This window comes from Marinoscillum sp., from assembly GCF_965229915.1.
GTDB lineage: Bacteria > Bacteroidota > Bacteroidia > Cytophagales > Cyclobacteriaceae > Marinoscillum.
In genome coordinates this window covers 4,374,905-4,396,961 of the sequence record NZ_CBDDJZ010000001.1, presented here as the reverse complement: position 1 = coordinate 4,396,961, position 22,057 = coordinate 4,374,905, and the positions used below count along the sequence as shown (strand labels likewise).

At 42.5% G+C, this 22,057-nt stretch carries 21 protein-coding genes and 1 tRNA gene; 11 read left to right on the top strand and 11 right to left on the bottom strand.

All coding sequences use genetic code 11. The features are described from left to right. Positions 1 to 63 precede the first annotated feature (63 nt). Both ACO067_RS18710 and ACO067_RS18705 read left to right on the top strand, forming a co-directional pair. Complete coding sequence (locus ACO067_RS18710; protein WP_421876910.1) at positions 64 to 1,260, top strand: phosphoglycerate kinase; 1,197 nt, start codon at positions 64 to 66, stop codon at positions 1,258 to 1,260. Positions 1,261 to 1,377: 117 nt separating this feature from the next. Beyond that, a complete protein-coding gene (locus tag ACO067_RS18705) occupies positions 1,378 to 1,926 on the top strand; it encodes a hypothetical protein (RefSeq protein WP_421876908.1) in 549 nt (182 codons plus the stop codon). On the opposite strand, the gene ACO067_RS18700 is transcribed toward ACO067_RS18705, so the two are convergent. The 4 genes from ACO067_RS18700 to ACO067_RS18685 all read right to left on the bottom strand — a co-directional run bounded on the left by ACO067_RS18700 (position 1,923) and on the right by ACO067_RS18685 (position 7,385). Then, a complete protein-coding gene (locus tag ACO067_RS18700) occupies positions 1,923 to 3,821 on the bottom strand; it encodes a RecQ family ATP-dependent DNA helicase (RefSeq protein ID WP_421876906.1) in 1,899 nt (632 codons plus the stop codon). The genes ACO067_RS18705 and ACO067_RS18700 overlap by 4 nt on opposite strands. Then, on the bottom strand, positions 3,818 to 5,938 hold the full coding sequence (locus tag ACO067_RS18695; RefSeq protein WP_421876904.1) for a ComEC/Rec2 family competence protein: 2,121 nt from the start codon (positions 5,936 to 5,938) through the stop codon (positions 3,818 to 3,820). The genes ACO067_RS18700 and ACO067_RS18695 overlap by 4 nt, the downstream gene beginning before the upstream one ends. Positions 5,939 to 6,004: 66 nt before the next feature. Further along, positions 6,005 to 6,436, bottom strand: a complete 432-nt coding sequence (locus ACO067_RS18690) for a GNAT family N-acetyltransferase (protein WP_421876902.1) — start codon at positions 6,434 to 6,436, stop codon at positions 6,005 to 6,007. Continuing rightward, positions 6,417 to 7,385 carry a PhoH family protein gene (locus tag ACO067_RS18685; protein ID WP_421876900.1) on the bottom strand — a complete coding sequence of 323 codons (969 nt, stop codon included), beginning with the start codon at positions 7,383 to 7,385 and terminating at the stop codon, positions 6,417 to 6,419. The genes ACO067_RS18690 and ACO067_RS18685 overlap by 20 nt, the downstream gene beginning before the upstream one ends. Positions 7,386 to 7,492: 107 nt before the next feature. On the opposite strand from ACO067_RS18685, the gene ACO067_RS18680 reads away from it, so the two are divergent. Together ACO067_RS18680 and ACO067_RS18675 are read left to right on the top strand one after the other, a co-directional pair. Next, on the top strand, positions 7,493 to 8,257 hold the full coding sequence (locus ACO067_RS18680; protein ID WP_421876898.1) for an SAM hydrolase/SAM-dependent halogenase family protein: 765 nt from the start codon (positions 7,493 to 7,495) through the stop codon (positions 8,255 to 8,257). Further along, entirely contained in the window at positions 8,254 to 8,550 is a 297-nt protein-coding gene (locus tag ACO067_RS18675) for a putative quinol monooxygenase (RefSeq protein WP_421876896.1), read from the top strand. Before ACO067_RS18680 ends, ACO067_RS18675 begins: the two co-directional genes overlap by 4 nt. Before the next feature lie 227 nt (positions 8,551 to 8,777). On the opposite strand, the gene ACO067_RS18670 is transcribed toward ACO067_RS18675, so the two are convergent. Then, positions 8,778 to 9,263, bottom strand: a complete 486-nt coding sequence (locus tag ACO067_RS18670) for a hypothetical protein (protein WP_421876894.1) — start codon at positions 9,261 to 9,263, stop codon at positions 8,778 to 8,780. A gap of 121 nt (positions 9,264 to 9,384) precedes the next feature. Between ACO067_RS18670 and ACO067_RS18665 the strand changes: the two genes are divergently transcribed. Beyond that, positions 9,385 to 12,291 (top strand): hypothetical protein, encoded by a 2,907-nt coding sequence (locus ACO067_RS18665; protein WP_421876892.1) that lies wholly within the window; start codon positions 9,385 to 9,387, stop codon positions 12,289 to 12,291. Next, positions 12,291 to 13,169: a mechanosensitive ion channel family protein gene (locus tag ACO067_RS18660; protein WP_421876890.1), complete on the top strand. Its 879-nt coding sequence runs from the start codon at positions 12,291 to 12,293 to the stop codon at positions 13,167 to 13,169. The genes ACO067_RS18665 and ACO067_RS18660 overlap by 1 nt, the downstream gene beginning before the upstream one ends. 3 nt (positions 13,170 to 13,172) lie before the next feature. Here the strand turns inward: ACO067_RS18660 and ACO067_RS18655 are convergent, their stop codons facing one another. The 6 genes from ACO067_RS18655 to ACO067_RS18630 form a co-directional block, all read right to left on the bottom strand. Then, on the bottom strand, positions 13,173 to 13,376 hold the full coding sequence (locus tag ACO067_RS18655) for a YwbE family protein (protein ID WP_421876888.1): 204 nt from the start codon (positions 13,374 to 13,376) through the stop codon (positions 13,173 to 13,175). An 18-nt stretch (positions 13,377 to 13,394) separates the two neighbouring features. Further along, positions 13,395 to 14,621: a pyridoxal phosphate-dependent decarboxylase family protein gene (locus tag ACO067_RS18650; protein WP_421876886.1), complete on the bottom strand. Its 1,227-nt coding sequence runs from the start codon at positions 14,619 to 14,621 to the stop codon at positions 13,395 to 13,397. A 217-nt stretch (positions 14,622 to 14,838) separates the two neighbouring features. Then, a complete protein-coding gene (locus ACO067_RS18645; protein ID WP_421876884.1) occupies positions 14,839 to 15,738 on the bottom strand; it encodes a hypothetical protein in 900 nt (299 codons plus the stop codon). 508 nt (positions 15,739 to 16,246) lie between these two features. Next, positions 16,247 to 16,328: transfer RNA gene (locus ACO067_RS18640), tRNA-Leu, on the bottom strand. 218 nt (positions 16,329 to 16,546) lie between these two features. After that, positions 16,547 to 17,125: a hypothetical protein gene (locus ACO067_RS18635; protein WP_421876882.1), complete on the bottom strand. Its 579-nt coding sequence runs from the start codon at positions 17,123 to 17,125 to the stop codon at positions 16,547 to 16,549. Positions 17,126 to 17,426: 301 nt separating this feature from the next. Then, the gene (locus ACO067_RS18630) at positions 17,427 to 18,437 is read right to left on the bottom strand and encodes an SRPBCC family protein (RefSeq protein WP_421876880.1); all 1,011 of its coding nucleotides are present in this window, start codon (positions 18,435 to 18,437) and stop codon (positions 17,427 to 17,429) included. Positions 18,438 to 18,457: 20 nt separating this feature from the next. Here ACO067_RS18630 and ACO067_RS18625 point away from each other — a divergent pair, with 20 nt between their 5' ends. The 5 genes from ACO067_RS18625 (at position 18,458) to ACO067_RS18605 (ending at position 21,993) form a co-directional block, all read left to right on the top strand. After that, a complete protein-coding gene (locus tag ACO067_RS18625; protein ID WP_421876878.1) occupies positions 18,458 to 18,874 on the top strand; it encodes an RDD family protein in 417 nt (138 codons plus the stop codon). Between the two features lie 73 nt (positions 18,875 to 18,947). Beyond that, a complete protein-coding gene (locus tag ACO067_RS18620; protein ID WP_421876876.1) occupies positions 18,948 to 19,538 on the top strand; it encodes a TIGR00645 family protein in 591 nt (196 codons plus the stop codon). Positions 19,539 to 19,597: 59 nt separating this feature from the next. Then, positions 19,598 to 20,281 carry a cyclase family protein gene (locus ACO067_RS18615; protein WP_421876874.1) on the top strand — a complete coding sequence of 228 codons (684 nt, stop codon included), beginning with the start codon at positions 19,598 to 19,600 and terminating at the stop codon, positions 20,279 to 20,281. A 6-nt stretch (positions 20,282 to 20,287) separates the two neighbouring features. Beyond that, positions 20,288 to 20,662 carry an SRPBCC domain-containing protein gene (locus tag ACO067_RS18610; RefSeq protein WP_421876872.1) on the top strand — a complete coding sequence of 125 codons (375 nt, stop codon included), beginning with the start codon at positions 20,288 to 20,290 and terminating at the stop codon, positions 20,660 to 20,662. Between the two features lie 98 nt (positions 20,663 to 20,760). Then, positions 20,761 to 21,993: a hypothetical protein gene (locus tag ACO067_RS18605; protein ID WP_421876870.1), complete on the top strand. Its 1,233-nt coding sequence runs from the start codon at positions 20,761 to 20,763 to the stop codon at positions 21,991 to 21,993. The last annotated feature ends 64 nt before the right edge of the window (positions 21,994 to 22,057 follow it).

Genomic DNA, 22,057 nt, shown 5'->3' with positions numbered 1-22,057 from the left:
ACTGCAATAAACCTTTGCTTTTATTATCAGATAGAACAATTTAGCACTATAAACTAAGTGGATATGAGAACCATAGATGATTTTAATTTTAGAAACAGGAAAGCACTGATCCGTGTGGATTTCAATGTGCCCTTGGATGAGCATTTTAATGTAACAGATGACACTCGTCTCAAAGCGGCTATTCCTACGATCAAAAAAATTATAGATGAAGGTGGTAGCGCGATTTTGATGAGTCATCTTGGAAGACCTAAAACTGGTCCTGAAGAGAAATTTTCTCTTAAACACATCATTCCAGATTTGAGTGAAAAACTGGGCGTGAATGTTCAGTTTGCTAACGATTGTGTGGGAGAAGAAGCATTGGAAAAGAGTAAAAACCTTGGTGCTGGCCAGGTGCTTTTGCTAGAAAATGTACGTTTCTACACAGAGGAAACTAAAGGTGATGAAGCCTTCGCTTCCAACCTTGCCAAGCTGGGTGACATCTACGTCAACGATGCTTTTGGTACTGCTCACCGAGCACACGCCTCCACAACGATCGTGGCAAAATCATTTAATGACAAATGCTGCGGGTATGTGATGCAACAGGAGCTTGAAAATGCCAAAAAAGTATTAGGTGAACCGCAAAGACCTTTCACTGCTATCATGGGTGGAGCTAAGGTTTCAGACAAGATACTCATCATCGAACGATTACTCGATGTGGCAGACAACCTAATCATAGGTGGAGGAATGTCCTACACCTTCTCCAAGGCCAAAGGAGGTAATATTGGTCAATCGCTACTGGAAGCTGACAAAATGGAGCTTACCAAACAGCTGGAGGCCAAGGCAAAAGAAAAAGGAGTTAACCTCATTCTACCAGTGGATACGGTGATTGCGGACGATTTCAACAAAGACGCCAAGAAAGAAACAGTTGCTGCTGGCAATATACCTGACGACTGGCAGGGATTGGATATAGGTCCTGAGACGGTTAAGTTGTTCTCAGAAACGATCGAAAAATCCAAAACCATTCTATGGAATGGCCCAATGGGCGTGTTTGAGTTCCCAGCCTTTGCTGTAGGTACAGAAGCTATTGCTAAATCGGTGGTAAAAGCAACTGACAATGGTGGCTTTTCACTGATCGGTGGTGGAGATTCTGCATCAGCCATCAACAATCTAGGCTTTGGAGATAAGGTATCCTATGTCAGTACTGGAGGTGGCGCTTTGCTGGAGTATATGGAAGGCAAGGTACTCCCTGGAGTGGCCGCTCTGGAAGAGGAAGCCGAATAACAAAAGCTAACAAAAGTCAAAATAAAGAGCGGATTTAACAATTCGCTCTTTTTTTATGTGTTTGATTATCAAAAATTTAGCGTATTTTTGAATTACACGCCGCCTTTCTTTTCGCATATGGAAGAATGGAAAACATGGGAACATGAAGATATCAGGAACAAATTCCTGGTAAGCAACTATGGTGAAGTAAAATCATTGTATTTCAATCCTCCCAAGCTTTTGAAGCATTACAAAAACATGGGATATCGGGCCATTCCTACCAGGAAGACCGATGGAAAAAATACACTCATTTACGTTCACAAAGTAGTGGCCGAACTCTTTGTGCCTAACCCAAACAAGCTGGATCATCTGATATTTCTAGATGAAAACAAAGGAAACCCTGCTGCTGACAACCTGAAATGGGTGGACAAAGAGTCCTTTAAGCACCACATGAGTAAATTCCACAAATCGGCATACACCTATGACAAGGAGTTTACACCCAATAACAAGCTGACAAGGACTCAGGTAGCTATCATCAAGAAAATGATGGCCGATCCAAACCGAAAGACCAGGGTGAAAATCATTGCAAAGCAGTTTGGAGTCTCTGTAGGGACCATTTTCAGCATCAAACGAGGTGACTCCTGGAAACACGTAAAACCAGCCGGAACTACCAAGAAATCTAGTTAATCAGGTTGCAAAGCAAAAAGCTCTGATTTGGTTAGGTAGACATTCTTGCGATCCATAAGTACTCGCAAACTGGTCACCAGATCATCAAAGTCCATAGCACTAAACTGCTGGATCAATTGATCTTCCGATTTCGCACCAGTCTGGAGGAAGGATAAGATTTCCTGTAGAGGAATTGTGGCGGTGTGTTTCGTTTTAGCTATGCATACATCACACACCCCACAGTCTTCATAGCTGATCTCATCAAAGTATTGCTGAATGACTCGTGAACGGCACTTCCTGGTATCAGTCACATAGTTAATCACAGAACTGGCCTTACCTATGGTAACATCCCGGCGCCACTTGATTCGATCCTGATCAAGTGGCAGATTATTAGCGTCATATCGAGGTGTGAGGAATGTGATCCGTGGCACGTCGCTGGCCTTCTGGTATTCGATGATGTCCGCCTGATGCAGGTAATGAAGCTGAGTTACCGCTTTCTTGACAGACTCTCCCATTAAGGCTGCTATGTCCTTTTCCTTGATTTTCACATAATCCGAAAACATCTCTCCTCCATACAATCGCATCAACACCTTAATCACTGGATCCATGGCTCTATTCGCGACTTGAAATTTGTATAGCTCGGACTGTTCCACTGTGAAAATCGCCTTGGACGTCTCCTTGAAAGGTTCATTTAAAGCAATTAAACCTTCATCTGCTAGTTTATTGAGGCAATGAAAGGTCTCTATTAGTGGTAGATCAAAGTTTTTGGCAAATGCCTGGTAGTCAAACTCAAAGCTTGACATGGCATTGCTTCCTACTGCCAGTTTGAAATAGTTGGCCAATGCCTGGTAGACGCGCTTGATCTGATCTACTGAAACAGCCGCTTGCTCTGTTCGGGATTTCAAATTGTCTATATCGCTCTTGGAAAACAACTGTATGGCATAGGCTTTTTTCTCATCTCTTCCAGCTCTACCAGCCTCCTGATAATAAGCCTCGAGTGAATCTGGCAAATCATAGTGAATGACCGTGCGCACATTCGCCTTGTCTATTCCCATCCCAAACGCATTGGTCGCTACCATTACCCTGGTGCTACCTGCCACCCATTTGTCTTGTTTTTCGGCACGTACTGATCCGGGCACTCCGGCGTGATAGTAGTCACTGGATATGTTGTGATGGTATAGAAACTCAGCAATCTCTCTTGTTTGCTTCCTACTTCGCACATACACCACACTACTCCCAGGCACCCGATTCAAGACTTCCAGGATTTTCTGTTCTTTGTTCTCCAGTTGGAAAACAGAATAAGAAAGGTTAGGTCTGGCAAAACTCTTTTGAAAAATACTGGCTTCCTTCATTTCCAGCTTATCCAGAATATCAAACTTTACCTCTCGTGTAGCTGAGGCAGTCAAGGCAATGACTCTTGATACTTGAATTACTTCCAGAAACTGAGCAATTTCCAAATAAGGCGGCCTAAAATCATACCCCCATTGAGATACGCAATGAGCCTCGTCTACAGCCACCAGGCTGATATCCATTCGCCGGGCACGCTCTATGAACAGCTCAGTCTTTAGACGCTCAGGAGACAAATAGAGAAACTTGATCTCCCCATAGATGCAATTATCCAGAATAATGTCAATTTCCTTCTTAGACATTCCAGAGTAGATCGCTGCAGCTTTGATATTGCGCTTTCGCAATTGCTCCACTTGATCTTTCATCAGAGCAATGAGCGGTGACACCACTATACAGACACCATCCAAACACAACGCAGGAACCTGAAAACAGACTGATTTTCCGCCTCCAGTAGGCAACAGTGCAAGCACTGGTTGTTTATCCAGTACAGCTCCAATGATCTCAGACTGCAGTGACCTGAAAGCAGGATATCCCCAGTATTGCTTTAATATATCTAGTGGTTTATTCAAAGATTGTCCAGGTGACTTAGCTGGTTTTTATTATTGCGAAAAACTAATTCATTTAGGTCTAACACCAAATATCCATCATCTTTTAATGAGTGATAAGAGTACCTATTATCCTCACATTGTTTTCGGATCTCTCTGGTCTGATAGCTGTGCAGCCGGTTACCAAACACCAGCAAATCATAAGACAACTGATCTGGCAAAGCATTAATCTCATCATTTATCAATACTACGTTAGCATCCACCGGATTCACCATTTCCAAATCGTCCAAATTCTGAATCATCAGAATCTGCAAACCTTCAATCATGAAATAAGTATAACCTTCAGATCCTCGTACCAAACCTGACTGGGTCAATAGGCCCCAACTATCCTCAGCTTTCGGTAGTCCTTGCGCCAATCGATAGGGATTTACCTGGTAAAACACCTCTTCCCTCCGGCTGTCGGGCAAAGAGTCTAACAATAGTGTGGCATTTCCTTCATGAATGATATCTATCGCATTGATACCATTAATCTCATAGAAGACTACTTGGTTCAACTGATCTGTTGACCAGCTTTTCCACATCACCCAACCGTTTAGAAGTAAAAAGCAATAGCCAGCAAAACGCAAACTGTGATAACTGTAAGTGGTCACACCAGTATAAATCAGCAGTATGATCAGGTAAATACTAATTACATCAATGCGGTCTACATACAACCAATCAAACAAAGGAAATGGCAAGTACTGCAGCAACATCACACACTGATTGACCAACCATACAAAATGACCAAAAAGCACCCCAAAAACGGAAGCAACCATCGGCATCACCGCCCCAAAAAGCAACAAGACCAAGCCGGCAGATAACATAACGAATGCTGCAGGAATGACTAATAGATTGGATACAAGAAAGTAAGTAGGAAACTGATGAAAATAGTAAAGGGTAAGTGGAAAAGTGGCAATTTGAGCCGCAAGAGAAACGCAGATAATAGACCATAAGTAATCACCAACTTTAGAATGAACATGCAGCTTATGATAGATCAATGGATGAAACATCAGAATACCAAAAACAGCTACAAATGACAATTGAAAACCTACCGAATAGATCACAAATGGGTCCATCAATATCAATACAAAGGCAGCAATCCCCAGCGAGTTGTATACATTGGCCCTTTTGTTGAAAGCGGTGCTGATAATAACCACACTAAACATGGTGGCAGCACGCATTACCGAAGGGGAAAACCCAGTCACCAAAGCATACATCCAGATAAGACTTAGGGCTAATACCATGAACAAAAAGCGTCCATAATGGTGCTCCTTCCATGGTTTACATAGGATGTTCAATATCATAAAGATGATTCCTACATGAAGTCCGGAAACTGCCAACACATGCATAGCACCGGCAGAACTATACGCTTCTCTGATCTCGTTATCCAGATGGTCTTTTATCCCCAGAAGTAGAGCAGAAACTATAGCTTGCTCCTGTTCTCCGGGCACATAATCATGAATCATTGCCTGTGCATCTGCTCGTATCTCAAAGGCCCAAGCCAGCAGTGGATTCAGGTCCATATGATCCAGCACAGTGACCTCTGATGCGTCTACAAAGGCATGCGCATATATATTCTGATGGGCGAGATAGGCCTGGTAGTTAAACTCTTCTGGATTTTTCGGAGCTGATACATCGAAGTATCCTTTATCCACCATCACCACATCTCCATAAGTGAGCTGGGCTCCAGCGGACTTTTCTATGTAGAGATGTACCGTACCGTAAGTTGAATGGGACTTCTCAGCATACTCCAATTGGAAGACGTCTACTTCATACCTGAAATGTCGTTTGCGTTCGTTAGGGTATGATTTGACGACACCTACATAGCGATCTGGCTGCTCGAAATGAGTATAATGCTGATCAAACCGACTCTCCACTTGCAAATAGCCGAGACACCCGCCAATCACTGCCATCAGAAACAACCACACAAGACCTTTCATCTGAATGGTTCGGCCAACCGCATACATCAACAGTGCTATGATAGGTAGAATCCACCAAAAGTCTAATAGGAAATTAGCTACTGAGGATGATTCAGACAGAACTATCCCAACAGACAAGGCAATAGAAAGACGTATAAATGGAAAGGCGGACCATTTAAACATAAATGACGGTTAGATTGGTAATAGCGACTTAATATCACCAATAAATCCAACACATACAACGATTGATTAAGATTTGCGATGCATTAAGTAATGCAGGATATCGCACTCGGAAAACTGGTCTCCTTTTTTCTGAAACCCATACTTCTCATAGAGTGGTACTGCTGGTAGCTGAGCATGAAGGTATAGATAGTGCCCAGTACCTTTCTGCTGCTGGATATCCGAGATAACCACTTCTACCAGCTTCGTTCCTACACCTTTTCCACGCCAACTCTTCTTCACTGCAAAGCGCTCGAGCTTGATGCCTTTATCTGTTTCCCGCCAACGCGCAGCACCTACTGGCTGACCGTCATCATCCAGGGCCACAAAGTGTGTGCTGATTGTTTCAAACTCATCAAACTCCTCCTCCGTGGATACTTCCTGCTCCACCACGAATACTTCTCTACGGATAGCAAACGCCTTATCCTGTAATTCCTTAGTATCAGCTTTTAGAACCTTCATGCTTATCGTTTTCCTGATGATCATTGTAAGCTCTGACAATATCCTTCACCAATTTGTGACGCACCACATCCTTCTCATCCAGTGTGACAAACCCTATCCCTTTGATATCCTTTAATACATGTAAAGCTTCTATCAATCCAGACTTTTGATTTCTAGGTAAGTCAATCTGTGAACGATCTCCGGTAATGATCACCTTAGAATCGGGTCCCATACGAGTGAGAAACATCTTGATCTGCATCGGAGTGGTATTCTGGGCCTCATCCAACAGAATGTAGGCGTTATTTAACGTACGCCCACGCATATAAGCCAACGGAGCAATCTCAATCACACCATTTTCACGGTAATATCTGAGTTTTTCTGAAGGAATCATGTCGTTTAGGGCATCATAGATTGGCCGCAAATAAGGGTCGATCTTTTCTTTGAGGTCTCCAGGTAAAAATCCCAGATTCTCCCCAGCTTCCACTGCCGGTCTCGTGATGATGATCTTCTTCACATCCTTATTCTTCAGAGCTCTCACAGCCAGTGCCACTGAAATATACGTTTTACCAGTACCAGCAGGACCAATAGCAAAGATTAGGTCATTTTTCTCAACCGCCTGTACCAGGCTCTTTTGATTTTTAGTTTTGGGAGTAATCTTAAATCCTCGAGTACCAAAAACCAGCACATCATCAGCATTGGTATGAGCCGAACTGTGCTGCTCATCGTTGATGTATGACACCACATTTTCATGGGTGACTTTACCGTACTTGTTGTAATGGTTCTGAAGGGAGTTGAGAATGTCGTTGATCTTCAGAATCTGTGGTGCGGTCCCTTGTATCCGGATCTCATTTCCTCGTGATATAATTTTACTCTCTGGGAATGCTGAGGCTATTTCTTTAATGTTTTGGTTTTGTATTCCCAGGAAGTCTACAAGAGAGATATTTTCGAGCGTAATTACCTTTTCTAGCAAATGAATGTTCGATTTATGTGGGTTTAATTTTTCTTGCTTTTAGAATTTATATTTTTGTCTCAAGTTAAAAAAATATTTCCGTTGCTTGTATGGCGCTAGTCACATTTATGTCAGATTTTGGTACTGAAGACCACTACGTAGCAGCGGTAAAAGCAGCCATCCTGAAGGGCAACCCATCCATCCAAATCGTGGACATTAGTCATGACATTTATCCGTCAGATATCGGTCATGCATCGTACGTGCTGAAAAATGTATTTCGAGACTTTCCAGCCAATACTGTGCATCTGTGTGCGGTAGACCTCAATTCTCGAGAGCCGTCCAGTATGATAGCTATTAAACTGGAAGAGCACTACTTTGTTGGGCCGGATAGCGGATTGTTTAGCCTGCTTAGTCAGCAGCGACCATCAGCAATCATCGACATCAACAAACTCAAACCTGTCAACACAACCTTCGAAGCAAAAGACATCCTGGCCCCTATCGCCAGTGCTCTGGCTAGTGGTAAAAACATCCATGAGATGGGTCCTGCTTTAGATCAACTCAAAGTACTCTACAGCAGACAACTGAAAGTAACCAAGCGTGAAATCTCAGGCAATATTATCCGCGTAGATACTTACGGCAACCTGATTACGAACATCATAAAATCGGAATTTGACACTATTACCAAAATCAACGGCAACAAACCATTTGAGGTCTGTTTTGGTCGTGAACGAACCCGAAAAATCAATACATCCTTCAGCGAAGTAGAATCGGGCGAGTTTTATGTATTGTTTAACAGTTCGGGTTATCTACAAATTGGAATCAATAAGGGCAATGCATCTGAACTGCTAGGGCTAGTGTTAGATGCGCCGGTACTAATCAATTTTGAATTATGATCACTAGAATCGTACGAATGGTCTTTCAGGAGGATAAGACCGAATCTTTTGAGGCCATATTTGAATCCAGTAAAGAGAAAATACGTGCGCGGCAGGGATGTCAGTACCTGTCTTTGCACCGTGACCACCACTACCCTAGTACTTACTACACAGTAAGCAAATGGGATTCTCAAGCTGACCTGGACGCTTACAGAGACTCTGAATTATTTGAATCTACCTGGGCCAAAACCAAAGCGCTCTTCGCAGACAAACCGAAAGCTTACTCTCTGGAACAGCTGGTAGAGCTTCCTTAAATTTTGTTTTAGGCATACCTTTTAAGGAATTTACCGACAAAATCAGGCGGTTAGACGAACAAAAGTTTGCTGATTCACCGGAACGCATAGATTTGTACATGAATCTAGCCCGAAAGGGTCATAGACATAGCTGGTTGTGGTCCCTCGTTTTTCCCTTACGAGGGATCTCTTTTTTGTACCAACTTCAACTTAAAAGTTTTCTGATTAGTCTTGAATCCTGGGCTAAATTAGTGTCCGGTGCAAACAGCCACACCATCGAAAAGATAATCCTCATTTTTGCCCACGTTTCCAAAGGCCAGCACCATGTGCTTGAAGAAGTTATCATTCATATGAATCTTGATACTTCCATCTAGTTGCAAAAACAGATCATAGGTAAGCTGTTGACCGTCTGAGAGCTCAACATTTTCTACTATAGTGACACTCTCACCTGTAGCTCCATCCACATCATTGAGCCGAAGAGCCAAATCCCCTACCTGGCTTACATCACCAAAGTGCAAATGAGCCGGATGACTACCTCCCTCTGCCGTATTTTTCAGATTGATACGAAACTCTAGTTTTCCAGGCCCCAGCTCGGTTACAACCACTCTTCCCTGTACAGGGTTATAGTTAGCTCGGTGAATCAAATACTCACTATTACGCAACTCCGGTTCGCTGCTGGATTGGCAGCTGGCGAGTATCCAAACTAACAACACGAAATAGGGAAAACGCTTCATCTTCTTCAGGATTTTATTTTCATTTTAAAGATAACAACGAAAGCTTTGAAAAGATTTATTATTACCTAAGATTAACAAATCATCAGCATATACGTATGTTGATTGCCTTAATAGTATTTGAATGTATAAGCATCTTGAATCGCTAAAAACCACCCTCACTCAGCTTGTAGAGACAGAACTCTATTCTGTATACAAGTCGGATATCAGAAAGCACTACGCCCAATTTAACAAACTACGCGAGGAAATAGCTGAAGTGATGCAAAGGACCATGAAACCAGAGGAGGTTTCGGATGCCATCCATCAGCTGCTTCATTACACTCACTTTGATGGTCCAGGAGATACTCCACAAGAGTTTGCCAAAGAATTTCACGTTCACTTGCATGAAATCATCAATGACCTACCAGAGTTTGTAGAAGTAGAACAGCACCAAAATCGATTCATTGGACAGCCCAATGACTCACGCGTACTCAAGATGCGCAAAATGGTGAAAAAAATGTTTTTCGCTTTTTCAGATCTCCCAAGAAGGTTTGCCAATACATTCAGGAAATTACCAATAAAAAAGACCTACTGGAATCACAAAGTACCGCTGCGGTCCATGGTCCACAAACATCTGACAGTGAACTTCACCAGGTCTTGCATTGGACTTAGAGGCAGGTATCTTCAACATATCACTAAGGCTTATACACAATTGCTGATAGATAGTGTGGATCAGAAAACAACTCTTTATGAGTCCAAAAACCTGCAATCCGCTCTCAATACTGCCAGAAACAAACTGAAGAAAGAACTCCTCGAACTGCTTGAAGCTGAGCTGGAGTTGCTCAATAAGAATGTGGAACTGGTGGATACGATTGAGTTGAGATCATCTACCTATGCCAGCAAAAGACTCGCCGCACAGTTAGAAGAATGCGAGAACAAATGGCAACAAGAAAGTAAAGAATGGAACAATACCTTGCTCCTGTTATTTGAAGAGTGGAGTTCGGACCTGGAGTTGCGCAAGTTGATAGAGCAAGCAAACGACGCACTGGTCACTTATCATCAATCCCAAGCAAAGACTTTTGAGCAATCCATCTGTCCTGAACTAGATAAAATCCTTGATTTCATTCAGGAAACGAGAGCTGAAATTGATCAAACAGAAGAACTCTCTCAAATCCTAAAGAAGAGCAACTACAAAGCCCAAAAGCATTTGGATGAAGAGACCATCCCGAGGCTTCTGGAGGTTCTCACCAGCAAAAACACTATCAATGCGGTAGCCCGTTTGGAAAACACCATCAATCAGGGTTTGAAATCCATGAGCATTGACCTTAAGCTATCCAAGGTAGCTACGCAGTACGAGGGTCCTATTCCCACCAGCAATATTGCCACCATTTCACTGGCAGAGCTGATCACTTTCGAAATAGCTCCTTCCCTATTCGCGCAACTAGATAAGATAAAAGGTCGGTTGATTGCTGAACTAAACCAGGAAGTAACTCTGGCAGGAGATCTGGACCATATGATCACGTTTGGACTGTCCACGGCCATCCAGCAGCTTCAAGAGCAAACCAACTCAGAGTCGGCCGAACAAGTGGCACTGGAGACCCTCCAACGAACTGAAGAGCGGGTACTGGAAATAAAAGAAGCATTAGGCGTGCTTTTTGACAAAACACATGAAGAGCTATCAACAGCCACTAGTACGTATAACAAGGAACTGGAAGCGCTAATGGTGAATGAAAACATACGCGAGATGCGTCTGAGAATAGCCAAAGCCAAGGCAATCCAACAAACCAAAGCATACAGGACTGAGCTTAGGGAACGTACCATCAGGTACCTGACCAATATTCAAAGTGCCTTTTCTGATCAGTACAAGAGCACCCGGTCAGTGCTACACAACTTCCGACAGCAATTTTTCCTTACTTCTAAAAAGGAGTCAGCATCCAGAGCTGTTTCTGATTTTCTATCTACTTCGCAGGAGCGCATCAATTCCCTACCGGTTATCTATAAAAATCTCTACAAAATAGAGCCCCTTGCTGATCTGGAGCTATTTGTTGGTCGCGAACGAGAACTTAATCAAATAACTGAGGCCTACTCCAACTGGATGGCAGGTAAAATGGGATCAGCCATCCTGTTTGGTGAAAAGTGGAGTGGCATGACATCTTTATTGAACTACTTGCAAACTTCAGGCTCACTAAAGCACCCCATCACACGAATCAAATGTGAAACATCGCTTGATAGCAAAGGTCAATTTCAGCATATCTTGCGTAAGATTCTGAACACTGAAGAAGTGGCCGAATATAACATCACACAAGAACACCTCAATAGCGGCCCAAAACGCATCGTCATCCTGGAAGACATTCAAAACTTGTACCTCAGAAAAACGGGTGGTTTCGATGTGGTCAAATCACTACTAACGATGATCAGCAACACTTCCAGCAACGTGTTTTGGCTTACCTCATGCACTGTTTATACCTGGGAGTATTTTAAAAAGACGCTGAGCATTCATGAAATCTTCAGCTATCCGATTGGACTACAAAAACCGAGTGAAGAAGATCTGAGCAACATCATACAAAAAAGAAATCGAATAAGTGGTTACAAAATTCTCTTCGAAGCTGATGAGGACACCCGATCAAGTAAACGCTTTGGTAAAATGAGCTCTGAAGAGCAACAGGAGCACCTTCGAAAGAAATTTTTCAAGAACCTCATCGACTTTTCAGAAAGTAATGTGAGCATGTCTCTCATGTTCTGGTTGCTGTCCACCAAATCCGTGGATCAGAACCAAATCGTTATCAATTCATTCCAAAAGCCAGACCTCAGCTTTCTGGGGATATTAAAAATGGACAAGGTGCTGGCATTGCATGCCCTGATTTTGCATGATGGGCTTACAGTGGAGCAGTTTGCTCAGGTCATGAACTGTAAAACCCAGGCAGCTTTCCTGCAGCTATCTATGATGCTGGAGGACGGAATATTGATAAAAAAAGACAACCAGTACCTGGTCAATACCCTGGTCTATCGAAGTGTCATCAGCTTGTTAAAATCCAAAAACCTCATTTACTAATGATCCGGAAATTCGCTACCTCCGCACTATTGCTCTTGATCTCCATGGCTGCATTGGCTCAAGACAAGGCTGTAGATGACTTGAAAAAACAAGCTCCTAAACTCAGTGAGATATTCTCCATTCCAAAGCTCTTTTGGTCGCTTGTGCTCGTTGTTGCCGGCTGGATATTGATCAAACTGTTTAGTCGCATTCTGGAGGTGCTGGCCGAACGCAGCACCCGTTATCGAATCACGCTAAAAGGTTTGATCCCTGTAGTTCGGATCATTGGATGGATTTTGGTGATTATTACCATCATTACAGGAATCTTCCAGCCACCGATGGCCACTGTACTGGCACTGTCTGCATCGGTTGGAGTGGCTGTTGGGTTTGCCGCTCAAGACATTCTTAAAAACATCTTTGGCGGGGTGATGATCCTGTTTGATCGACCCTTTCAGGTGGGAGATAAAATCGAGGTGGGGTCCTTTTATGGTGAAGTAACTCAAATAGGTCTGCGGTCGACGCGGATCGTCACTCCAGACGATTCATTAGTAGCCATTCCCAATAGCACCATCATGAATGGCTCGGTGTCCAACGCCAACTCAGGTGAGGCCAACTGCCAGGTGGTAGCAGAGATTTGGTTACCGCTAAGTGTTGATACAGTGCGGGTACGTGAGATCGCTATGCAAGCAGCTCAGGTATCGAAATACGTATACCTCAACAAACCAATCGCGGTGCTTTTCTTCAACGAGGTAAAAGAGCGCAGGTCTTATCTAAAAATGCGACTCAAGGCCTACGTGATGGATATCCGAAGCGAGTTCGTTTTTAAGAGTGAAATGACCGAACTGGTTATCTCCAGTTTGTTGGAAGAAGGGATTATAAAGGAAGAGGATTTTAGGTAATACCTAATCTTCCAGAATATGCTTCACTCGACCGACCTCACCAGTTTCCAATAGCACCTTGATTCCATGTGGATGAAAGGAGGATTTGGTGAGTAGCTTCTCCACAAAACCTGAGGTCAGTTCACCAGTGCGCTGATTGTGTTTTTCCACAATCTCAACCTCTGCTCCTATTTCCACGTCTTTTCGTTGTGTTCCTGATTTTGGCATGGTGTAAATCTAAGGCAATCAGTTCATTGCATCATAGTCCTCCAGAAAACGCTCCAGCTTCTCTACCGTCACATGATCCATCACCACGATCTTGTACCACGATGGCTGCTGATGATTGTCTGGCACCAATCCATACTTCTTACAAAGATCAGGATATAAGTGATGAGATTTGATGGTCACGATATTTGCTTCTGGATATCTGAAAAAGGACACATTTCTCTTCTCAAGTTGTTCACAAAGCCATGTGGTCCGGTGATTGAGCACCAGCGTTTTTTCAAACCAACCGTGTGGTCCATAGTTCATCAGAATCATCCAGATAGCGATGGCATTGGCCCCTGATCTGGACCCAATCAAGGTAAAGTCCTGACCTTCCACATAGCTGGCTTCTTCGGTATTGGCATAATGCATCCAACCCTTTCTGATTAGGAAAATACCCGTTCCGTAGGGAGCCTGAAGCATTTTGTGTGCGTCCAGTGTCACTGAGTTTACATGAGGGTTGCTAAAATTCAGTTCGTTTTCCTGCCTGGCAAAGGGATAGAAAAACCCACCGTAAGCTCCATCTATATGCAATTTAAACTCCACGTTAAGCTCGATAAGCACATGCGTATAGCAATGGATGTCATCTACGGAGCCAAACATGGTAGTCATCATGTTGGCCATCACAATGAAGTACTTCTTTCCATCTTGCTGGGCTGCTTCTATCGCCACCTTTACGCTCTCTTGGCTGATGGAACGATCTTCCTCATCTACAGCTACCTTATAAAAGTCAATTTGCAGTACATTCGAGGCTTTTGCTGAAGAATAGTGTGCATCAGCAGAAGTGATCAATGCGATTTCTTCCTGTTTTGCATCACGCTCCTGCAGGTAATAGTTACGATATATCCAGGCGGCCTGTAGATTGGCTTCAGTACCTCCTGAGGCCACATACCCATCAAAATCACCTTCACCTTTGAGGATGTCTTCTGCACAGATAGAGATCACCTCCTTTTCGATTTGTTGCGTCCCTTTAAAAAAGCTCTCAGATGAGCCAAGCGTATGGCATCCGATGTGATTGGGATTGTGAATAAGCGTGCTTAAAAATGGCGCATCTTCTAGAAAGGGCGCATTTTGATAAAATACGCGATCATCCAGGTGTGAGGCGGGAACACCCAGGATGTTTTGATGGTAATAGTCTACGTTCTCTGACAGAGCAGCAAATACACGATGCTTGATCTCTTCCTGAGATAGCTTCTTCCACTTTTTCATGGCAAAAAATAAAATTAAGATTTCAGATGATTAGGAGGACTTCCTCGGGCGGAGGTCGCTAGAAATGTAAAACGAAGGTAGGAAGTTGGTTTGGGTTTTGCAACTGTTGTGTGATCTCATGAAATAGCTACACATTCTACCGATTGCTTCAATTCTGCTATCCAGATTTCTATCTGTGCTGATTTCTGAACCTCTGACCAATGTAAGGGTCTAGCCTTTAAAAATTAAAATCATGAAGGGATTCAGTTCCATTTTCAAAAATGACAAGTTGAGAATCATTGTGACATGCTAAAGCGGTGTACCAAATACCAGGAAGTTGAAGCGTTCTGTCATATGTGAACCCATTGTCATCAACCTGATAAACCAAAATTTTATTCACCCTAGGTTTATCTCTGCCAGAAATAGTCAGTAAGTATAATTTCTGATCATCATAATAAACATCTCTAAACATATTATAGTAACTATTAGGAGCAATATCATTTTGATCTTTGATAAATTCTAGTCTCTCATTAACATCACAATTATCTGATATGTCATCCGACACCAATAGTTCGCCTTGATTGCTGTAGATCTCCAATACGGGCATATTATCCGAGACGGAAATGATCTTATTTTCAAAACCAAATAAATGACGTCCATTTCTAATTAAATTTTGAGTTGGGTGTCCGTATTTAAATTCTTTTCCAAACTTCTTTAAAAGCAACCCATCACTTACTTTAACTGAAACTAATGGAGCTCCATTTTTAGGTGCCGAGGCGAAAACCACCTCATCTTCAACGAAGAAACTAAGGTCAAACTCTGATGAGGATATACTTCTATCTATTGAGAACCATCTTTTGGGAATTGAACTATTTTTGTGAAAGATAACTACTTCCTTTCTTGCCTGATTGATTGCGTAAATACTATCACTTGAGAGGTAAAAAGCAGATAACCCTTGAATTTCACCTGGACCTTCACCTGGGACTCCATAAGTCCTTCTAACATCATAAGTCTCTCCATCCAATGCAATGACCTGTCCTCTCACATAGTCAGAAAGATATATACCTTCTGGCCCAATGGAAATATCATAAACCTTACTAACGAAGGTTGAATCTGAAAGGTAACTGATTGAATTCATCAATCTTGGCTCAAGATAAATGGAATTGCAACTCTCTTTACAAGAGATACATATCAGAAAGAAAAAAGCTAAGTTCCTCATTGATTTGGATTAGAAAACAATCACAAGTTCAAAGTAATGTAGGTAAAACCAAATAATCATAACATTCAATATTAGTAAATGTAAATTAGCATTAAAGGTGTAGTCTATAGAATTGCGACTGAGATACGACGATTCGGTCAAGCCAGCAATCTTTGCGGAACACACTATAAACAAAAAATCGGGCCAACGTTTGGTCGGACCGGCGCTCCTTGCATCAATTCTTCTTAAATGAAGAAACCTGAGGCCAGACGGTCCAACGATTCGGTCAAGCCGCACTTCTTGAGGAACACCCTAATAACAAAAAAACCTTCCTCTAATCGAGGAAGGTCTAAGTACCTGAGGCCGCCCCGAAGCTTCGGGGGAACCGACACTTCTTGTGGAACTTAAAGCAAAAAACCCTTTCCAACAAAGTTGAAAAGGGTTTCAGTACCTGAGGCCGGAATCGAACCGGCACTCCTTGCGGAACACGAGTTTGAGTCGTGCGCGTCTACCAGTTCCGCCACTCAGGCATCTTGCGTTAAGCGTCTACCTCCCATCCCGATAACTATCGGGATCTAAGGACCGCCACTCCCGAAATTTCGGGAGGCTTCTAGTTCAGGGATTTCACATCTCCCCGCCGATAAACGGATGGCAAAAGTATATGATTGATTCAATTATTACAACAAAAAAAGGATGTCAAAATTGACATCCTTCATTTTGAGTGATCTGTCTTTAGGTTTACCTCGATTTAAAAATCGAAAGCTTGCTTTTTCACCAATTGATCGTTGTGATACAATAGGAAGGTAACTTTCTGAGATTGAAGCTTTTGCAAGTTGTACTTCTTATGTACCTGCTTGGTATCTTCGAATCCTTCTTTGTAAACCACGTCCTGGTTGGCATCAAGAATGTAAAGATTTACTTCTTTGCCTTGTGCTTGCGAGCCTACCAGGGAGATCGACTTGTCTTCCAGCTGAGCGAAATCAAAATTGAAGCCTTTCAAGCTACCCAATTCGAATGCTTCTTTGAATACATATCCCTGGGACTTCACTTCCAGTTCATACTGACCTTTAGGCAAGTATGATAAGTCGTACTTTTTCACAAATTCGGATGATTTCAAAGACTCTGTATATACAATCTGCTGATCTTCATTTTTGATCTGAACAGACACTTTCTCTTCAGTAGGAGCATAGAACATTACACGATACATCTTCTCTTGTTCTGCGATGATCTTACAAACAGTCGCCATGTAAGCTGAGTCTACGGCAAAAGTTGTTGTAGCACCAAAAACTATTAATAGTGCCAGTAGGTGTTTGATAGAATGTCTCATAATTTTATTCATGTTTCGTTATGAATTATGATACAAAGTTGGACAAACACTGATCACATTCGCAAGTATTGTGTGTTTTTATTAGATGAAATATGTAGTAAACGGGAATTTTTTACATCTCATCTAATGAAATCGATGTACGATTAGAAACCTCCACTTTATCATGTGAGAAATACTGCCTTTATTGAATTATTTATATCAATCCTATAAAAATTTCAATATTCACAACAAAGAGGGGTTAATATTCGCTTAATGAATATCTCAAGCGAACAAAAGTCTTAATCCTTAAAAAATCACAAGGTTATTGGATAGGATAATGGATTTTGGTGAGCCACTGACTAGTATCAGACTGCTGTTCCGGGTCGGTAACGTAGCTTTCCCAGGAGTCTCCCACCAGATCATAGTTGTAATAACTGGCGAATTTCTCAATTTCCTCATGTACTACTTCCAGGCCACTATAAGACCCATAATATTCGCCCACCAGTGCTTGTGTGGTATCCTGATAGTACATCTGAATGCGCTCGTTGTACACCGTATCTTGTCGCATGACCGGTATTCCACAAATGAATTTCAAATCGAACGTGCCTGAAGCAGTCACAGTGGCCAGCGGACTCCCAGTCGTAGACAGGTCATATTGATTGATGTAGGTAGTGAGCTCACCAAAGTCAATCGCCATTCGTGTGTCGACCAGGGATGGTTCGTTGAGAGTCGAGTCCTGTATGCCCAAATAGTAGAATCCATTAACCTGCTGTGGTGCAATTCGTGTATTAAAATTGGGCAAACTCTCCACGCGCTGCTTCAGCTGCTCCAACCCAAGCTCAAAATCCCCTCCCAGGAACCCATCAATACCCAGCATGAAAATCTTTGAAAATCCCTCCACTCCTTCTTCATCATACGCCCAGATCACTTCGGTTTCATTAGCACTCTTTTGGCTCAGCAGAAAAGATGCAGTAGGCGTGCTTTGATACCCATCAAATCGCATCTCCCAAACCACACGCTTGTCTCGTTCAGTCAGTAAGATTTCCAAAGAGCCATTGCCCAGGTCTGGATTGTCACTAGACCAGGAGATAGTTGAACCCACGCCAAATTGCGGTCCGGTATACGAATAAGCTGCGTTAGGGTCTTTTATGGCCCAGGGCGACCACTTGTTAAAATTCCTGTAGGTAATCAGCTCCTGATAGATCTTATGAGCTGGTGCTGCGATGGTCACTTTTCTCTCCATGTGTGTCTTGCTCGGCAACCCATAAATCAGTCCGAAAACGCCTAGAACAAGTAAGATCAAAATGATGGCAATAATCTTTATTGCGCGCATGGTTGGAATCTTGTTATTGTTTGATCAATATAGTAGAAAAAAAGGAATATTCGATGGTGCATGCTGGCTTATGGCCCCGTCTGATGGCTCACAACATAGACCTTCTTATTTTATTGCCAGGGTACTACCTGATTAGCTTTTTCATTTCATCTAACACGCTGTTAGTCATTTTGTGTCTGGCACTATCTCTCATCTATGAGATAGTGATGACTACATTAAAAGGTGGCACGGTAGGCAAACGCATGGCTAAAATAAAAGTTGTCGATAAGCAGGGACATTTTTTAACACCGACTCATGCTCTACTGAGGAGCTGCGTAAAATTACTCAGTGTTTGCACCTTCTTTGTTGGTTTTGCAGTAATTGAACTAAACCCTCAAAAAAAAGGACTTCATGACATGCTATCCCGTACTTTTGTGATAATTTCGAGCGGTGATTGAATTTTCGATTGATCCGGAAGGTCAACCAATCAGAAAATTGTATATTTCCTTTTAGTAAATAAGACAAATCAAAATGGCACAAGAGTCTGGCTTAAAAAAGTTTGAGAATTTCTTCGAGGGATTCATGTTCTGGTCTAGATGGGTACAAGCACCATTATACACTGGACTGATTTTCGGATCATTTTTATACCTGGTTAAATTCTTCCAGGAGCTTTATCACACCTGGGAACAAACCACCATACTTGGTGAAACGGACATGATGCTCCGAATCCTTGGACTGGTAGACATCTCTATGGTTATGAACCTGGTAGTAATGGTGACCATTGGTGGTTATTCCATTTTCACCAGTAGAATCGACGTGGATAGTCACGAAGACAAACCGCTGTGGTTAGAAGATCTGGATGCAGGCCAGTTGAAAATTAAACTTGCTACGTCTCTTGCTTCCATCTCTGGGGTACAACTTTTGAAAACATTCATTGATTACCGAGAAGCTGAGCAAAAAGCGGGTTCAGAAGGTATCATCATTGAGATTGTAATTCACATGGTATTCATCGTATCTGCTTTACTATTGGCTCAAACAGAGAAAATCACTCACAGCTACAAACACGGACATGCAGCAGCGCTCAAATTTGCTGATGATGACGAGGAAGAGAAAAGCCATTAATATACATAAGACTTAAACACCAACCCTTCCTATAGCCATAGGAAGGGTTTTTTATTGTCATGAAAATAATAGATCTCAGTCAGGAAATCACTGATGGCATGGCAGTGCACCACACTCAGCCAGCCGTACAGGTAACTGTACACGCCACGCATGAAGAGTGGAATGGAGAGCCTGAGAAAAAATGGAAAACACCAGCTGTCAATCAACTGCATCTCAGCGAACATGCTGGCACGCATGTGGATGCTATCTCTCATATGGGAAAGGAGTTTAGCAATGTCACTATCGACCGCATGCCGCTCTCCACCTTTATTACCAGAGGAATCTGCCTGAATCTGTCATTCAAAAACCCTGGTGACGTAATCACCAAACAAGACCTTATAGAAGCGAGTTATGAGCACCCCATTCATCAGGGAGATACCGTACTGCTCTACACCGATCATTACCGTCGGCATTTTCAGACCGAAGAATGGTCCAACAATCCGGGACTGGATGAAGAGGCAGCCATTTGGCTCGGAGTACAAAAAGTAGCTGCTTTTGGAGTGGAGTCCATGGCTCCCGGAGTGAAAGGAAAAACCAACAGAGCAGTACATAAAATATGTGGTGAGCTAGGATTTACACATTATGAAAACCTCATCAATCTACATCAACTAGTCAACAAAGGTGCATTTCAGTTCATTGGGTTACCCTTAAAAATCAAAGGTGGAACGGGCTCACCTGTCAGAGCAGTGGCTATCTTTAACTAACAGATTATGGATTACAAAGAATACTTCATCATACCAGCCGAACCAGAAGAGGTGTTTGCTGCACTTACGTTCAAGCCGACCATTGAACTTTGGACCGGTGCTCCGGCTGTTTTCGAGAAAAAACCCAATAGTGAGTTCTCACTCTGGGATGAAAGCATCGTTGGCAAAAATGTCCTTTTTGTGGAAGGAAAAGAAATTCGTCAGGAATGGTACTTTGGTGAGAATCACTCCTCTCCGGTAACCATTAAATTACACCCACATAAAAAAGGGACCTCATTAGAAGTGAGCCAAATAAACATTCCTGAGGATGCTTTTGCCGATATCACCGATGGTTGGAAAAACATATATGCCCGTTCTTTAATAGAATTTTACCAAGAGTAATCACCATTCATACCACTATATTCCTGTTCATGAGTCTTCTTTAGGCTATGAAGGTGAGATTTCATTCATTTGTGTGATTAACGTAACTCGTACGATTAATGAAATTGAAACACACAACCTACCTTTTTTGTCTATTGGTTTCCTATATGTCATTGGCTCAAGCCACTGATACGCCATCACGAATCAAAGCCCAAATTGATTGTCGTGGTTGCGATGACAACTACATGCGACAGAATATTGACTTTTTAGATCATGTCCGTGATCAGGAAATGGCTGAAATCTATGTATTAGTGAATACTTCTGGCAATCCATCTTCTATCATTTATGAAATAGAATATCTGGGCAAAGAAAGATTTGATGGGATTAATAACAAGTTTACCGTTGACTTTTCCCGTACACTGACCGGCAATGAGATAAGAGACCTTCTTCTAGAGACTCTGAAGAAAGGTTTTGTACCATACTTGCTGCATACGGACTTATCTAAGAGCCTGGATGTGGTGATGAATGAAATTGCAGAAACCTCTACGGATAAGATCGAAGATCCCTGGAACAATTGGATATTTTCTGTCCGCGGCAACATGGACATGGAGCATCAGGACACTCGGGAGGAATTCAATTATAATGTGGGCTTTGACGGTGACAAAGTAACTGAGCACTGGAGAGTGCGTCTCGATGGTAATTACAACCGAAACATCCTTAAAATCACTGAATCTGACAACAGCTCGTTTACCAGTATACGTGATCGTAAATTTCTGGGTGGGAGCATCGTGAAAAGTCTGGGCAACCACTGGTCTGCGGGAGTTTTCGGGAATATCGGCTCCAACACGGTTGACAACTTTAAGCTGCGGTCTGCGGTAGCTCCAGCCATTGAATATTCTATTTATGATTATCAAGAAGTGCTCACACGCGAGATTACTTTTGCTTACCAATTCAACTACAACCACCAGGACTATCTGGAGGCGACCATCTTCGACAAAATGGAGGAGTCCTTCTATAGCCAGTCAGTATCGATGAATTTGAGGTATCGTAAAAACTGGGGTAGTCTCTACTCAAGTGTACGTGCTTCTCATTTCATTGATGATCCGCACAAAAACCGTCTATCGATCAACAACTATGCGTCTGTCAGGCTCTTTAAAGGATTTTCAGTTCGGGTAAATGCAGATTTTCAGGTGATCAAAGACCAAATCAACCTTCCAAAAGGGGAAGCTTCACTAGAGGACATCATCCTCCAACAACGGGCACTTGCGACCACCAGCAAGCTAAATCTTGGTTTCGGAATGAGCTATACTTTTGGTTCCATTTTTAATAATGTGCTGAATACGAGACTCTAAACAACTAAGTGAAAACACAATAAAAAAAAACCAGGGCTATCTGACACCCCTGGTTACTCATGTC

Bases quoted from the DNA above. Each gene is read 5' to 3' on its own strand.
- ACO067_RS18710 (WP_421876910.1), top strand. From the start codon at position 64: ATGAGAACCATAGATGATTTTAATTTTAGAAACAGGAAAGCACTGATC.
- ACO067_RS18705 (WP_421876908.1), top strand. From the start codon at position 1,378: ATGGAAGAATGGAAAACATGGGAACATGAAGATATCAGGAACAAATTC.
- ACO067_RS18695 (WP_421876904.1), bottom strand. From the start codon at position 5,938: ATGTTTAAATGGTCCGCCTTTCCATTTATACGTCTTTCTATTGCCTTG.
- ACO067_RS18690 (WP_421876902.1), bottom strand. From the start codon at position 6,436: ATGAAGGTTCTAAAAGCTGATACTAAGGAATTACAGGATAAGGCGTTT.
- ACO067_RS18680 (WP_421876898.1), top strand. From the start codon at position 7,493: ATGTCAGATTTTGGTACTGAAGACCACTACGTAGCAGCGGTAAAAGCA.
- ACO067_RS18675 (WP_421876896.1), top strand. From the start codon at position 8,254: ATGATCACTAGAATCGTACGAATGGTCTTTCAGGAGGATAAGACCGAA.
- ACO067_RS18670 (WP_421876894.1), bottom strand. From the start codon at position 9,263: ATGAAGCGTTTTCCCTATTTCGTGTTGTTAGTTTGGATACTCGCCAGC.
- ACO067_RS18665 (WP_421876892.1), top strand. From the start codon at position 9,385: ATGTATAAGCATCTTGAATCGCTAAAAACCACCCTCACTCAGCTTGTA.
- ACO067_RS18660 (WP_421876890.1), top strand. From the start codon at position 12,291: ATGATCCGGAAATTCGCTACCTCCGCACTATTGCTCTTGATCTCCATG.
- ACO067_RS18655 (WP_421876888.1), bottom strand. From the start codon at position 13,376: ATGCCAAAATCAGGAACACAACGAAAAGACGTGGAAATAGGAGCAGAG.
- ACO067_RS18650 (WP_421876886.1), bottom strand. From the start codon at position 14,621: ATGAAAAAGTGGAAGAAGCTATCTCAGGAAGAGATCAAGCATCGTGTA.
- ACO067_RS18645 (WP_421876884.1), bottom strand. From the start codon at position 15,738: ATGAATTCAATCAGTTACCTTTCAGATTCAACCTTCGTTAGTAAGGTT.
- ACO067_RS18635 (WP_421876882.1), bottom strand. From the start codon at position 17,125: ATGAGACATTCTATCAAACACCTACTGGCACTATTAATAGTTTTTGGT.
- ACO067_RS18630 (WP_421876880.1), bottom strand. From the start codon at position 18,437: ATGCGCGCAATAAAGATTATTGCCATCATTTTGATCTTACTTGTTCTA.
- ACO067_RS18620 (WP_421876876.1), top strand. From the start codon at position 18,948: ATGGCACAAGAGTCTGGCTTAAAAAAGTTTGAGAATTTCTTCGAGGGA.
- ACO067_RS18615 (WP_421876874.1), top strand. From the start codon at position 19,598: ATGAAAATAATAGATCTCAGTCAGGAAATCACTGATGGCATGGCAGTG.
- ACO067_RS18610 (WP_421876872.1), top strand. From the start codon at position 20,288: ATGGATTACAAAGAATACTTCATCATACCAGCCGAACCAGAAGAGGTG.
- ACO067_RS18605 (WP_421876870.1), top strand. From the start codon at position 20,761: ATGAAATTGAAACACACAACCTACCTTTTTTGTCTATTGGTTTCCTAT.